This is a genomic window from Limnothrix redekei LRLZ20PSL1 (assembly GCF_043235035.1).
In the GTDB taxonomy this organism is placed as follows: domain Bacteria; phylum Cyanobacteriota; class Cyanobacteriia; order CACIAM-69d; family CACIAM-69d; genus CACIAM-69d.
This window is the reverse complement of record NZ_JAZAQF010000028.1, coordinates 66,059-78,294: the sequence shown is the minus strand read 5'-3', so window position 1 is coordinate 78,294 and position 12,236 is coordinate 66,059. Positions and strand designations below refer to the sequence as shown.

Below are 12,236 nucleotides of genomic sequence, written 5' to 3'. Positions count from 1 at the left end.
CTCCAAAAGTAATCAGCCGGAACGAGCCAGGCTGCCGCTGCGTTCCACTAAATGCAGGGCGATCGAGCTGAGGGGAAGCACCTGTTTGGCCGCGCCCAGCTCGATCGCCGCTCGGGGCATCCCAAACACCACGGAACTGGCCTCATCTTGGGCGATCGTCCAGCCGCCCGCTTGGGACAGTTCCAGCAGGCCCTTTGCGCCGTCGTTGCCCATGCCAGTCAGTAAAATCCCGATCGCCCGTTTGCCAAAGACCCGAGCCATGGAACGAAAGGTGGCCGTCACCGAGGGGCAATGGCCATCCACCGGCTCCGTGCGAAAGGTGACAAACCGCCCTTGGAGATCAAACTCCAATTGGTGACCTTCCGGCGGAAAGTAAATCACGCCCGGCTGCGGGATTTGGCCCGCCTGGGCAATTTGCATCGACAGCGCGCAATTGAGGCTGAGCCAATCCAGCAATCCCCGCAAGAAGCCCGTGCTGATATGTTGCACGCAAACCAGCGGCAGGGGAAACCGCGATGGTAATTGGCTCAAAATCTCCCGCAGGGCCTGGGGGCCGCCCGTGGAAGCGCCGATCGCCCCGATCGCCCGTTCGATCACCGGCCCTCGCGCCAGCGCCGACGGCAGAGCAATCATGGGCGACGGCGAGGGGGATAGCGACCGCCGCAGCTTGAAAACCTTCACCCCCGCCAGCACCCGAATTTTGGCAATTAACTGGGTTGCCACTTGGGTATATTGCTCCGGCGAACTCATCACCGGCTTGGGAAACACATCCACTGCCCCCGCCTCCAGCAACTCAAACACCGTGCGTCGATCGTTTTCGCGAACGGAGTTGCTGATCACTAAAATGGGCCGGGGCGATCGCCCCATCACTTCGCGGGTAAATTCCAGCCCATTCATGCGCGGCATGTGCAAATCCGTGCAAATCACATCGGGATAGGTCGTTTCCAGCAGTTCCAGCCCCTCCAGCCCCGTGCGGGCCGTGCCCACCACTTGCAGCGCACCGGTACTCTCGATCGCCCGCCGCAGGAGCCGGATGGCAATTTCGGAATCTTCAACCAACAGCACTCGAATGGGGGATGGAGCCACTGGTATTCTCTGCCTGAAATTTTGGTGCTGCAAATCGGGGGGCAATTAATCTTTGTCTGATTCTTTGTCCTATACCTATTGTCGCAAATTTCTGGGGGGTTGAAGCTAAAATCAGCAAGGATTTGATCAATTAGCCGATCAATTAGTCGATCATTTGCCGATTATCTTTTTGAAATTCTGATCCTATTCGAGCCATTGCTTTTTTTAAAGACAATGATTCTGCTGCCTAGTTTTTTTGGAACAGCAAACAGAGTTCAATCGCCTTAGATTGTAGCGTTTCGATCGGGTCACTGCCCCGCTTCAGGAGGGTTTCCTGCTCCAAGAGAAGTTGGAGGCTTTTTTGAAGTGCTTTGAGTCCCATAGGTTGCACTTCTTTCTTAATGAAAAAAAGTCGCTTGGGGTTGCCCAAATCTGCCGCCTTGGCAATCACCAAATCATCCCGCTCGCCCCGATCGAGCATCAGCTTCACCCACAGCCACAGCCGAAACTGGGTGACCAGAGAAGCATGAATTCGCAAAGGATTTTCATTCCGCGCGATCAAATCCGCAATTAGCTTCAAAGCTTGGGAAATTTGCCCCAGGGAAATGGCCTTCGCCAGCTCCAAACTGCTTTGGGTGGAAACGGAAACTAGGTGGTGAATATCTTCCTTGGCGATCGGGCGATCGCCCACAAATAATTGCAGCTTTTCCAGCTCGCTATAGAGTTGGCGCGTGTTGTTGCCCACCGCATTCACCAACAGTTCCGCCGCTTCGGGTTTAATTTTCACTTTCATCGCTTGGGCGGCCCGTTTCACCTGTTGCAACAGCTCCTCCGTTTTCCAGGGAGGAATCGGGGAAAATTCCTGAATTTCGGTGTTTTTGGCCTTCTGGAGCAATTTGGTGGACTTGAGGCGGCCGTCGGGCTTTTGGCGGGAGGTGAGCAGCAAAATGGCATTGTCGGGAATTTGGGGCAGGGTGCGTTCCAGCTCTCGCAACCAATCGTCGGGACAGCGCTGGGCCAAGGCCGTGTCCGCCAGCCACACCAGCCGATCGCCCGCACCAAAGGGAGGAGTCACCGCCTGGGCCAGAGCTGCCAACAGGCCATCCTCGCGATCGGGCGGGATTTTTTCAAAATTAAAGCTTTCCCAAGCCGCATCCACACGCGATCGCAACGGGTCGATCGCCCGCTGCATCGCAAAATCATCCTCACCCCAAAACCAATAAACCGGCATTTCGTTAAACGGTGGCGAACTCACCCCCGGATGCTTGACTGGAGAATAAGTTAACGAGTTAGCCTTTGCCGCCCCCAATCAGGTAAAGCAACGCCATGCGCACCGCAATGCCGCTGGTCACCTGATCCGGAACCAAGCTCAGGGCCGGGTCATCCATCACATCGGAAGCCAGCTCCACGCCGCGATTCGTGGGGCCCGGGTGCAACACCCGCACTTGGGGCTGACAGAGCCGCAGTCGATCGCGCGTAATGCCATAGCGTTGGTGATATTCCCGCAAGCTGGGCAGCAGATGTTGGCTCATCCGTTCCTGTTGCAACCGCAAAGTCATTACAAAGTCCGCATCGGCCAAGGCCGGCTCCAGTTGCCAATGAATTTGAAGGGGCGATCGGTCGGCCGTTGGCGGCAAAAATTGGGCAAATTCCCGAGGTAGCAGGGTTGGCGGCCCGGCCAAATGCACTGCCGCCCCGGCGGCCGTCAGGCTCCACAGATTCGATCGAGCCACCCGTGAGTGCAAAATATCGCCCACGATCACCACCTTTTTGCCCCGCAAGTCCCCGATCGACGGTTTTTGGGGATTCAACACCTGGCAGATGGAGAACAGATCCAACAATCCCTGAGAAGGGTGTTCGTGTTGGCCGTCCCCCGCGTTTAGCACACTCACCCCGGACTGCAGCCGATCCATCTCCGCCGCGATCGACTGGGGCACGCCGGCCTGCTTGTGCCGGATCACCATAATGTCCGTACCCATGGCCAAATAGGTTTTGGCTGTGTCTAGGATCGTCTCTCCCTTGGTGAGCGAAGATGATCCCGGCGCAAAGTTGAGAATATCCGCTGACAGGCGCTTGGCCGCCAGCTCGAAACTGCTGCGGGTGCGGGTCGAGGGTTCAAAAAACAGGTTGGTGACCACTTGCCCCTGAAGGGTGGGCACTTTTTTGGTGCGACGGGACAACACCTCGCGAAAACTAGCGGCGGTGGTCAACACGGTGTCGTAGTCTTCGCGCGAGAACTCCGCCAACGATAAGACGTGGCGGTGCGTCCAGCTTGCAGTGGTCATGGGGCGAGGGGAAATGCGGGCCAGCAATCCATTGAAGCGCAAATGCAGCGCAAACGGGTGCGCTGACGGAGGGGATTTGACTGGGCGATCGAATCAGGGGCCGATCAATGGTTTACGCAGGGGTTTGCACGGCGGTTTATACGGCAGTTTATGCGGATTGGGCGATCGCGCCTCTGAAGAACCGATCAAGCACCGGCCAAACACCCAATCAAACATCGATTCAGCACCCAATCAACACTCAATACCTAACCGCCCAACCCAGCACCCCCTTCAGCCACCGACCCCGCGCCGACCCAGCCACGAGCCAATCAGGGATCTGGCCCCCATTCAAACCCCATTCAGACCCAATTCAGAAAGCTTTCCAGTTCGGAGACGCTGGCTGACCCAAACCGGCAAGATTGAGTCACCTTCTTTTCAGCCCCCTTCAGCACTACTCCTCGTTGGAATTTTCGCCATGATGTTCGATCGCCCCAGGTTTTCTCAGGCTTCGCGACCCGCAACCCCTCGCCGCGCTCCTTTGGCCTTGGCGCTGCTGGCCCTGGCCACGGTTCCGGGGTTGGCGGGCTGTAATTTGACCGGCGACCCTTCCGCCCAGGCAGCGGCAATTGATTCGGATCCGCTGCCCGACACGGTTTCGGTGGATCTGTATAAGCCGGACGGTGCTTGCAAAGGCTTGGTGGCCCAGTCGGTGAAAGTCCCGCGCGATCGGCCCTTGGAAGCGGCCGTGGGGCGGCTGTTGATTGAAGCAACCGGCGACAAACCCGATCCGGCCTTTGACCTGCGGCACTATCGCATCAGCTTGGATACGGCCAAGCGAGCCGTCACCATTGACCTGCGCCTGAATCCCGATGGCCGCCGCAAGTTCCAATCCCTGTCCAGTTGCGAACAGTTAACCCTGTTTGGCAGTTTGCAGGCGACCCTCACGCGCAATCGACTTTGGCCGGTCGATCGAGTCTATTTCACCGACGGCGATCGACCCTTGAGCCTATAAGGCAGTGACCAGGCGAGACCGACCGATGGGCAATGATTGGGGCAACGATGGGCAATCATGGGCAACCATTCAGCTCAATCCGCCTCCCCCGCATGGTAGGAACTGCGCACCAAGGGCCCCGATCGCACCTGGGTAAATCCCAGCTCGCGGGCCAGCACTCCCAGGCGGTCAAACTCTGCCGGTGTCCAATATTTTTGAACGGGTAAATGGTCTAGGGACGGGCGTAGGTATTGGCCCAAGGTCAGCCGATCGCAGTTCACCGATCGCAAGTCTTGCAGGGCTTGCAAAATTTCCGCTTCCGTTTCCCCATGGCCCAACATCAGCCCGGACTTAGTGGGAATGGTGGGATCCAATTCCTTCACCCAGCGCAACACATCCAGCGATCGGTAATACTTAGCACCACGCCGCACGGGCCCTTGCAGCCGCTCCACCGTTTCCAGGTTGTGGTTATAGCAAGCGGGCCGCAGGGCCGCCACCGCTTCCACCCGCGATCGCTGCTTGGCCTGGGGGTCGGGCTGGCCGCCCCAAAAATCCGGGGTCAACACTTCAATTTCCGTGCCAGGGGATTGCGATCGAATGGCGGCGATCGTCTGTGCAAACACATTCACCCCCCCATCGGGCAAATCATCCCGCGCCACCGAAGTCAGCACCACATAGCGCAACCCCAACAGCGCCACCGATTCCGCCACCTTGCGGGGTTCTTCCGGGTCGATCGGCATTGGCGCATGGCCCTTGTCCACCTGGCAAAAGCCGCACGATCGGGTACAAACGGGCCCCATCAACAAAAATGTGGCGGTTCGATTGGCATAGCACTCGCCGCGATTGGGGCAGCGGCCCTCCTCGCAAATGGTGTGAATTTGCCGCTGCTTGATGATGCGCTGAACTTCGGCTAACTCACTGGCCCGGCCCAAGCGTGGTTTCAGCCAGGTGGGCAACCCTTCGGGCACAGCGGAACTGGGGGCACTAGCGGCACTGGAAGAAGAGGACGGCGACACAGGCGGCAAATGGATTTTGCAGATGAATTTCCCCTATTGTGGCGTAAGAATTGCGGAGCGATTTTCTGGCCGATTTTTGGGGAAATTTTTAGGAGAATTTTGGGGAAAATCACGAGGCTCCGTTTTGGGGCGATTTTTGGGGGATTTGGGGGGCAGTGCTGGGCGATCGTGCGTGGGGACAACCTTGGGACAAACAACACTCGCGATCGGAAAACTCATCACACCAGTGGTGGGGCTTTTCAAACCTCGGGACGATCGCCATATACTGGAATCGCAGATGCCCAAGGGCCTTGGCTGTTGATCCAGTGACCTGGAAACATCGCTGAAAATCCCTGGCGGACTCAACCCCAGGACTTGAAACGGTCTTCGGGAGTTTTCGGAAAGATTTTTCCAGATATTTCCCCTGGAGACTACCCGAGAGTCCCGATCGCTCGTATCTTAAGCAGGGGTACCCATTGCCAGCCTGTTTTCGGCCCCGATAGCGGCTGAATGCGGTCTTGAGCGATCGCTTCCTAACTTTTCATGCAGCGCGCCGCCCCCTTGAAGGGCGATCGCCCCTATCACTCCCGAATCGTCTGCACGCAAGCCTAAGGAGAAAGTCGTGGCAACACACAAAATCCTCGTCATCGATGACAGCAAAGTGATTCGGCAGCGCGTCAAAGAAATGTTGCCAGCCGGAAACTTTGAGGTTCTCGAAGCCAAAGACGGACTCGAAGGGCTACAGCTCATTCAGCAAGAACATCCAAACTTGATCATGTTGGATTTCCTGTTGCCCAAAAAGAGCGGCTGGGAAGTCTATCAAGAAATTCAAACCCAACCCCACCTGCAAGCGATTCCGCTGCTGGTGATGTCGGGGCGCAAGGAAGAAGTGACCGAAAAAATTTCGGAACCCTTCGAGCGATTTGCCTTCATCGAAAAGCCCTTTGAAAAGAAAGAGCTAATCGAATCCATCAAAGAAGCAATGCGAATTGCCTCGCGGATTCCGGCCGTGGCCCCGCCGCCCGTGGCTGCACCGGCCGCCGCACCCGTGGCTGCGCCGGGTGCTTCCGCCGCTGAAATCCAGGCCCTGGAGCAAAAAGTGGCGACCTTGCAAGCGGAAGTGGATCAACTGAAGAAGCAGTTAACCCAGCTTGTGACATTCATTAAGCAAAAGTTACGCTAGTTCATGCGCCGCCGGCCCGCTGGCATGACCCCGCCGCCTTAGCCCACTTCAAAAGCACCTGTATGAAACAGCATCAAAGTTCTGATCTTCAAAGTTCTGATTTTGAGACGGATTTTGGTGCAAGCCGTGACGACCAGCCCAATGACAAGCCACCAGCACCCGATCGCCCCATAACACCCAGCCAGCAGCACCCATTCTTCGCTTGGCGGGTTTCCCCTTGGCTGACCAGCGCTCTGGTGGTGAGCACGGTGCTGGCGGGTGGTCTGGTTTGGGTGGCCTCGCCACCGGCCTGTGCCTGTGGCTCTCCCTTGCAGCCCACCGTGGGATCAGTGGTGCGGGCCCAGCAGGTGTTTTATCAGGAGCATGGGCGGTTTGCCCGCGACGGCGCAGAACTACAAGCCCGGATGGGTGCGCTGGTGTCGCCCAAGCTCAATCAGCAGTACCGCATCTACACCAGCGGCAATACGGACATGGCTTGGGTGATGGGCGAGCATCGATCGCCCCCGGAGCTAACGCCCTTACGCTGGACACAGGTACTGGTGAATAAACCCTTTGCTCGCAATTTGCCCTCGGATTATCAAATTCAGCTCAAGGTGAATGCTCAGGGGCGATCGAACCCAGCTCTTCAGGTGCATCATTGCGAGATTCAACGCCAATGGGTGGGCCATCCGCCGCTGGAACCCTTGACGCTGATGGAAATGCCGCCCCGTTGCCAAGTCCGCTAGGCCACGAGCCACAAGATTACTCGCCACAAGATTGCTAGCCACAAGGCCAGCCAGGGCCCAGACCCGTCACAAAATTGCACCTTAGCGATCGAGCTGGTTCTTCAGGGAAGCCAGGGCCGACCAACGGGTATCGATCGCCGGTTGCGTTTCCGCAGCGTCTTCCGGCTCCAAAATTCCTTGGCAGTCTTCGCTACAAAGCTGCTGGGCTGGCAGTTCAAGACAAAACTGCTGATAGAGCCAATCTTCGGGATAAAAATAACCCGTTGGCGACAAGGATTCTTGCAAATCCTCAGCGCTGATCTCCCGTTCTAGGGGTAAATCTTTGGACTCCGCCGCCTCATCCAACCAAATCGGCTCTTGGGTATCGACCACCAGCCGCTGATTGTATTGACAAAGGCAGCGATCGCAAGTGAGAGTCACAATTCCTTCCGCCTGGGCCGACACCTCCAGGAAATTGCCCCGGTGAACCACGCGCAACTTGCCGCGCACGGGGGTGAGGGTTTCCAAGCCTGGCAGAAAATCCTTGAATTCCCAACCGATCGTCCGATTGGTGGCCTTCAGGATGTGGGGAATATAGACCGAATCCACGGTAGGAACTCCGCAGCGGGGAGGGTAAAGATGGGTGCGATCGGGAATGGCAGCAGACTGAGGGCCATTCCCGAATAGGCCAGCCCAACCCAAACCGCCGAACCCCCAAGGCCCAGCGGCGCGGGTCAAGCTAGGCTTCGGTTGACTTCAGGGCCACCACCAACCGGCGGTGGGGTTCTTGGCCTTCGCTGTGGGTGGCGATGTCGCTGTAGGCCGCGAGCATGGCGTGGAGCTGTTTGCGTTGGGATGAGGAGAGTGAGTCGATCGCCACCGACTCCCCCGTTTCACGAACCTGCGACACCGCATTGGCCGCCACTGACTCCAGCTCGGCCCGTTGCTGGGCCCGGTAGCCGTTGAGTTCGATCGTGTAACCGCAATGGTCATCCCGATCGACCCCCACATTCAGCAGCATATTCGCCAAATACTGCATCGCATCCAGGGTCACCCCCGCTTCACCCACCACGCTGGTGATTTGCTCCGGAGACCAGGGCGAACCATCGATCGTGAGCCAATAGTTCAGCGCATTATCGATCGGGTCGTGCTGGGCTTGCACCTGGGTCGGCAAACCCAAGCGCGCCAGCAGCCCCTCCAGCCAAATTCGTCCCCGATCGCCCGGATCACTCATCACGACTTGCCCTTTTGCTTGTTGTTGTTCGTGCTGGGTTTGTTGCCTGGGCCCTTGCTCGGCTGATTCTTCGCTGGGCTGCTGGCCTTAGCGCTCTTGGGTTCAAACGGCAGTCGGCCCGTCGCGCCATCCACCGCCACCGCCTTCACATCCACAATGCCCTGAGCTTCCGCCATCTTTTGGATATTCTCCGGCAGCGGTTCCCGAGACAAAATGAACGCTTGGGCCGTTTGGAACAGGTTCGCCACCACCATGTACATCAGCACCCCAGCCGGCAGGGGGAAAAACAGAAACATCCCCGAAAAGATAATCGGCGTTAGCTTATTGGCCGCCGCCTGTTGCGGGTTGTCCGTTGCCCCTTGGCTGGAAATCGATTGGCTGACATAAAGGCTCAGACCAAACAGCAGCACCATCGCCACAATATCCCAGTGGATCCCCTCATCGTCCACTGCGCCCACATGGCCCAGCGCACTGATGAACAGGAAGCCCTTGCTCGCCGCCAGGCCGGGAATCGTCCCTTGCAGGGTCACATCCCCCGGTTGCAGCGCCGTAATTTCACCGTTGGGGCCCAACTGCACCCGCTCGGCTCCCTTCATCACCTGCCACTTGGGCGAGAGATCAATGTCCCCACCGGCTTCTGTGGCCAGGGTGTTCAGGGTTTTGCCTTCGGGCGTTTGGAACTCCAGCTTGGTAGTGTCACCCACGGCCAGGCGCGTGCCACCGGGCAGCAACCCAACCACGGGATAGTGGGTGCTGTCGGAAATGTAGATGTTCTTGGGCGGGGTGGCAAACGCTTCCGGCTGCACCCGCTCAATTTGCTCCTGGGGCAAAATTTGCAGATTCACGGAGTAGGGCACATCCGCAAACGGTGAGCCACGCAGAGTGGTGAACAGGGCAATCAGCACAGGCATTTGCACCAGGATTGGGAAACAGCCGGCCAGGGGGTTCCCAAATTCCTTGTAAACGGCGCTGAGTTCTTCCTGTTGTTTTGCGGGATCGTTTTTGTAGCGCTCTTGAATGTCCTTGATCTTTTTCTGCATGATCGGCTGGGTGATTTTCATCCGCCGCATACTGCGGATGGAGCCAGCGCTGATCGGATAGAGGGCAAAGCGCACCACCAGCGTCAGGGCGATGATGGCGAGGCCATAGCTGGGCACGATTCCATAGAAAAAATCCAGGATCGGCAGCATGACGTTGTTTGAGAGAAATCCAACTCCGAAATCCATGCGCGTTGCGTCGGTTGTGCGATCGAGTTGTTAAAAGTTATCAAAAAACCGTCAACGGGCGGTCAACGATTCGTTAAACGGAGGCAAAACGGCGCGGCTGGCTGAGGGTGACTCGATCGAGCCGAACGCTCACCCCATGAACCAGAGCTACCCTAGCCCAAAGATGTGATTTCAGCTTATGCAAAGTGGGGGCCCTTGGGGGGTGGTTATCAAGTGGGGACTACCGCCCTGGCTGTGGGCCGCCGATGCCGCCCCATTCGTCACAGCCCAATCAACACGTAACCGTCACTAATTCACTAACAATTGCTGCAATTGACTAGCAAATACAGCAATCAGGAAACTTCCTGCTTCATCGCGGTGAAGTCGGCTTCATCCGCTCCACAGACTGACACGACCGGACTGGCCGCCTTTTGCAGATTAATCGCAGCCTTCAAAAAATCAATCACTATTGATGAACCCTCCGCTGAAAGCCGCAAGGCCGTGCAAGCAGGAGGGTTGAACATGAGCAGCGAGGGGGCGATCGGGCGGTTTAGCGGTTGCTGGTGGCGGTTTGGGCCGCTGCGCCGATCCGCTCGTTGATGTAGTCGGCGACGGCTCGGAAGTTGGGAACCGATCGCATTTCCAGGCGGCTACCATCCTTGAGGGTCAGCACCATATCGCCCCAAGCACCCCAACCCCGGGGCACGGCCACAACGGCGCGAATTTCGGGATAAATCACATCGGAGCGATCGCGCCCTTGCCAACCGCTGGTGATTGAAATGCGGCGGCTGGTGATGCGATAGCGCAACCAAAGGGCCCGCACGATCGAGCCGATGGTTAAGGGCAGGCAAATCACGGTTAGACCCAACAGCAAATTGACGATCAAATCGCCACGGTGGGGGCCGCCCTCATAGTAAACATCTTCCTTGATACCCATAGTCCAGTGCTCGTAAGGTTCAGTGCGGGCCAAATGGGGCGAATTGGGCGATCGCCGCCCCTGATGAATCGCGCAAAATCAACAGCGCAAACACAACAGTCTAAACGCTGGCTTGCTCCAAATCCAACTTGGCGGCGGTCAGCAACTGCTCCAATTCTTGCAGAATTTGGGGGTACTGACACAGGGGCATGGCTGGACGCACACTAATCACCGCCAGCCAACCGAGGGGCATGGTCGGCAAGTGCTGGCACAAAATACCGTGAATTTGTCGCCGCAGCCGATTGCGCACAACGGCGCGTTTATCAACTTTGCGGCTGATGCTGATGCCAACTTTCGGAGCCGGGGCCAGGGTGGGCAGCGTGGGGGCAACGGCCGCCGATGGCTCGCTGGGGGCGATCGCGGGGCTTGCCGATGGCCGGTAGACCCAAAGGGTTAGGTGCTTGCTGCGATACCGTTTACCTTGCCGATACACTCGGTCAAAGTCATGGCGGTGTCGAAGTCGGTAGGCTTGGGGTAAGGCCATGCACGTTTGGGTGTAGGGGCGATCGCTCAACCACCCTGGAGCGGACTGCCGGTGAGCAATCCTTAAACCGCCAACCGAGCGCGACCGCGACGGCGACGAGCATTCAGCACGCGGCGACCGTTCTTAGTCCGCATCCGGGCACGGAAGCCGGAAACACGCTTGCGCTTGCGATTGGTTCCTTCAAGAGTACGCTTGGTCATGGTTGGGCTAGCTCCGAGTGGGCGATTGGCGGACTAAGCGTTGACCAAACGGGAGCGGGGGCGATCGCACGGGAACGGTTCACGGCTGCACCCAACTGCTGTCTGGCTTGGCAGTCCATATAAATAGGTTCAACAAATTTTGCGCCTGTCTAGGTGTTAGAAAGCGCGACTTTCGATGATATCACGAGCCGGTGCGTTGGCCGGAGATCCGCAAGTCGCGCGGGGCCGCGATTCTATTGATCGGTGTTGTGGTCTTGATCTGCGTTGTCGTCGGATGGGGTGTCGGGGAAGCAGCCGGCCATTTTGCCGACGACGAGGCCGCCAATGCCGAGCACGCCTTTTTCAAAGAGGCTCTTGAAGGTTTGGAAGAGTTCAGCTTGTTGGGGCGTGATTTTGGGCTGGCTGGCGAGGTGGGTGGCTGCTCCACCACAGAGGACGGTGAAGGAAACGGAGATGATCAGCAGTTGTTGATAAATTTGCGGGCGTTTCATGGGAGGTGGCTCCTGTTTTTTGGGATGACTTGATAATCACCCAAAATCGCTGAAACGCTGTCTGAGTAAGATATCTGGGTTTTGTCAGACTGTCTGATTTTTGTCAAAGACATCGATCGCTCCGGCGATCGCACTGGGCGGGTTGAGGTCGTTGGGGGCAAGGGGTTTCGGGCCTGTCGTCATTTCCATCGCCGTAGGGGTTGGGTCTCCCAACCCTAACCTGAGCGATCGCTACAAACCTGTCCACCCCTGGGAACACGCCAGGATCACGGGGACTGGGCGGGGAGACCCCGCCCCTACGACTGATCGGTTGGGACAGCGAGATCATTAGGGTTTTGGGCGATTTGACGACAGGGTTTAAATCTCTTGTCTGGGGAAGATAGCCGATCGCACCTTGTTGCTCGCAGAATGGAGTTGCTTTTCCCCAAAAGTCTCGTTGCGCGA

15 protein-coding genes are annotated in these 12,236 nt (G+C 57.6%); 4 read left to right on the top strand and 11 right to left on the bottom strand.

Annotated features, from left to right (window positions below; translation table 11 throughout):
* Positions 1-12 precede the first annotated feature (12 nt).
* The 3 genes from cheB to VPK24_RS04920 form a co-directional block, all read right to left on the bottom strand.
* Positions 13-1,086, bottom strand: coding sequence for a chemotaxis-specific protein-glutamate methyltransferase CheB (cheB, locus tag VPK24_RS04930; RefSeq protein ID WP_393010987.1), 1,074 nt, complete (start codon positions 1,084-1,086; stop codon positions 13-15).
* Positions 1,087-1,312: 226 nt separating this feature from the next.
* Positions 1,313-2,296: a DNA polymerase III subunit delta gene (holA, locus tag VPK24_RS04925; RefSeq protein ID WP_393011195.1), complete on the bottom strand. Its 984-nt coding sequence runs from the start codon at positions 2,294-2,296 to the stop codon at positions 1,313-1,315.
* Between the two features lie 58 nt (positions 2,297-2,354).
* The gene (locus VPK24_RS04920; RefSeq protein WP_393010986.1) at positions 2,355-3,350 is read right to left on the bottom strand and encodes an aspartate carbamoyltransferase catalytic subunit; all 996 of its coding nucleotides are present in this window, start codon (positions 3,348-3,350) and stop codon (positions 2,355-2,357) included.
* A gap of 454 nt (positions 3,351-3,804) precedes the next feature.
* Here VPK24_RS04920 and VPK24_RS04915 point away from each other — a divergent pair, with 454 nt between their 5' ends.
* Positions 3,805-4,341, top strand: a complete 537-nt coding sequence (locus VPK24_RS04915) for a hypothetical protein (RefSeq protein WP_393010985.1) — start codon at positions 3,805-3,807, stop codon at positions 4,339-4,341.
* 74 nt (positions 4,342-4,415) lie between these two features.
* Here the strand turns inward: VPK24_RS04915 and lipA are convergent, their stop codons facing one another.
* A complete protein-coding gene (lipA, locus tag VPK24_RS04910; protein ID WP_393010984.1) occupies positions 4,416-5,336 on the bottom strand; it encodes a lipoyl synthase in 921 nt (306 codons plus the stop codon).
* A 22-nt stretch (positions 5,337-5,358) separates the two neighbouring features.
* Between lipA and VPK24_RS04905 the strand changes: the two genes are divergently transcribed.
* The 3 genes from VPK24_RS04905 (at position 5,359) to VPK24_RS04895 (ending at position 7,223) form a co-directional block, all read left to right on the top strand.
* The gene (locus VPK24_RS04905; RefSeq protein ID WP_393010983.1) at positions 5,359-5,637 is read left to right on the top strand and encodes a hypothetical protein; all 279 of its coding nucleotides are present in this window, start codon (positions 5,359-5,361) and stop codon (positions 5,635-5,637) included.
* A 300-nt stretch (positions 5,638-5,937) separates the two neighbouring features.
* Positions 5,938-6,498 carry a response regulator gene (locus tag VPK24_RS04900; protein WP_099534327.1) on the top strand — a complete coding sequence of 187 codons (561 nt, stop codon included), beginning with the start codon at positions 5,938-5,940 and terminating at the stop codon, positions 6,496-6,498.
* Positions 6,499-6,560: 62 nt separating this feature from the next.
* Positions 6,561-7,223: a hypothetical protein gene (locus tag VPK24_RS04895; RefSeq protein ID WP_393010982.1), complete on the top strand. Its 663-nt coding sequence runs from the start codon at positions 6,561-6,563 to the stop codon at positions 7,221-7,223.
* Between the two features lie 81 nt (positions 7,224-7,304).
* Here VPK24_RS04895 and VPK24_RS04890 read toward each other — a convergent pair whose 3' ends face one another.
* The 7 genes from VPK24_RS04890 to VPK24_RS04860 all read right to left on the bottom strand — a co-directional run bounded on the left by VPK24_RS04890 (position 7,305) and on the right by VPK24_RS04860 (position 11,792).
* Positions 7,305-7,811, bottom strand: a complete 507-nt coding sequence (locus VPK24_RS04890) for a YceD family protein (protein WP_393010980.1) — start codon at positions 7,809-7,811, stop codon at positions 7,305-7,307.
* A gap of 130 nt (positions 7,812-7,941) precedes the next feature.
* Entirely contained in the window at positions 7,942-8,436 is a 495-nt protein-coding gene (locus VPK24_RS04885) for a Jag family protein (protein ID WP_099534330.1), read from the bottom strand.
* Positions 8,436-9,662: a membrane protein insertase YidC gene (gene yidC, locus VPK24_RS04880; RefSeq protein WP_393010979.1), complete on the bottom strand. Its 1,227-nt coding sequence runs from the start codon at positions 9,660-9,662 to the stop codon at positions 8,436-8,438. The genes VPK24_RS04885 and yidC overlap by 1 nt, the downstream gene beginning before the upstream one ends.
* Positions 9,663-10,191: 529 nt before the next feature.
* Entirely contained in the window at positions 10,192-10,578 is a 387-nt protein-coding gene (locus VPK24_RS04875) for a PH domain-containing protein (protein WP_393010978.1), read from the bottom strand.
* A gap of 100 nt (positions 10,579-10,678) precedes the next feature.
* On the bottom strand, positions 10,679-11,101 hold the full coding sequence (gene rnpA / locus VPK24_RS04870; RefSeq protein ID WP_393010977.1) for a ribonuclease P protein component: 423 nt from the start codon (positions 11,099-11,101) through the stop codon (positions 10,679-10,681).
* A 62-nt stretch (positions 11,102-11,163) separates the two neighbouring features.
* Entirely contained in the window at positions 11,164-11,301 is a 138-nt protein-coding gene (gene rpmH, locus VPK24_RS04865) for a 50S ribosomal protein L34 (protein WP_099534334.1), read from the bottom strand.
* 233 nt (positions 11,302-11,534) lie between these two features.
* The gene (locus VPK24_RS04860; protein WP_393010976.1) at positions 11,535-11,792 is read right to left on the bottom strand and encodes a hypothetical protein; all 258 of its coding nucleotides are present in this window, start codon (positions 11,790-11,792) and stop codon (positions 11,535-11,537) included.
* Between the last annotated feature and the right edge of the window lie 444 nt (positions 11,793-12,236).

Bases quoted from the DNA above. Each gene is read 5' to 3' on its own strand.
- holA (WP_393011195.1), bottom strand. From the start codon at position 2,296: ATGCCGGTTTATTGGTTTTGGGGTGAGGATGATTTTGCGATGCAGCGG.
- VPK24_RS04920 (WP_393010986.1), bottom strand. From the start codon at position 3,350: ATGACCACTGCAAGCTGGACGCACCGCCACGTCTTATCGTTGGCGGAG.
- VPK24_RS04915 (WP_393010985.1), top strand. From the start codon at position 3,805: ATGATGTTCGATCGCCCCAGGTTTTCTCAGGCTTCGCGACCCGCAACC.
- VPK24_RS04905 (WP_393010983.1), top strand. From the start codon at position 5,359: ATGAATTTCCCCTATTGTGGCGTAAGAATTGCGGAGCGATTTTCTGGC.
- VPK24_RS04895 (WP_393010982.1), top strand. From the start codon at position 6,561: ATGAAACAGCATCAAAGTTCTGATCTTCAAAGTTCTGATTTTGAGACG.
- VPK24_RS04885 (WP_099534330.1), bottom strand. From the start codon at position 8,436: ATGAGTGATCCGGGCGATCGGGGACGAATTTGGCTGGAGGGGCTGCTG.
- yidC (WP_393010979.1), bottom strand. From the start codon at position 9,662: ATGGATTTCGGAGTTGGATTTCTCTCAAACAACGTCATGCTGCCGATC.
- VPK24_RS04875 (WP_393010978.1), bottom strand. From the start codon at position 10,578: ATGGGTATCAAGGAAGATGTTTACTATGAGGGCGGCCCCCACCGTGGC.
- rnpA (WP_393010977.1), bottom strand. From the start codon at position 11,101: ATGGCCTTACCCCAAGCCTACCGACTTCGACACCGCCATGACTTTGAC.
- rpmH (WP_099534334.1), bottom strand. From the start codon at position 11,301: ATGACCAAGCGTACTCTTGAAGGAACCAATCGCAAGCGCAAGCGTGTT.
- VPK24_RS04860 (WP_393010976.1), bottom strand. From the start codon at position 11,792: ATGAAACGCCCGCAAATTTATCAACAACTGCTGATCATCTCCGTTTCC.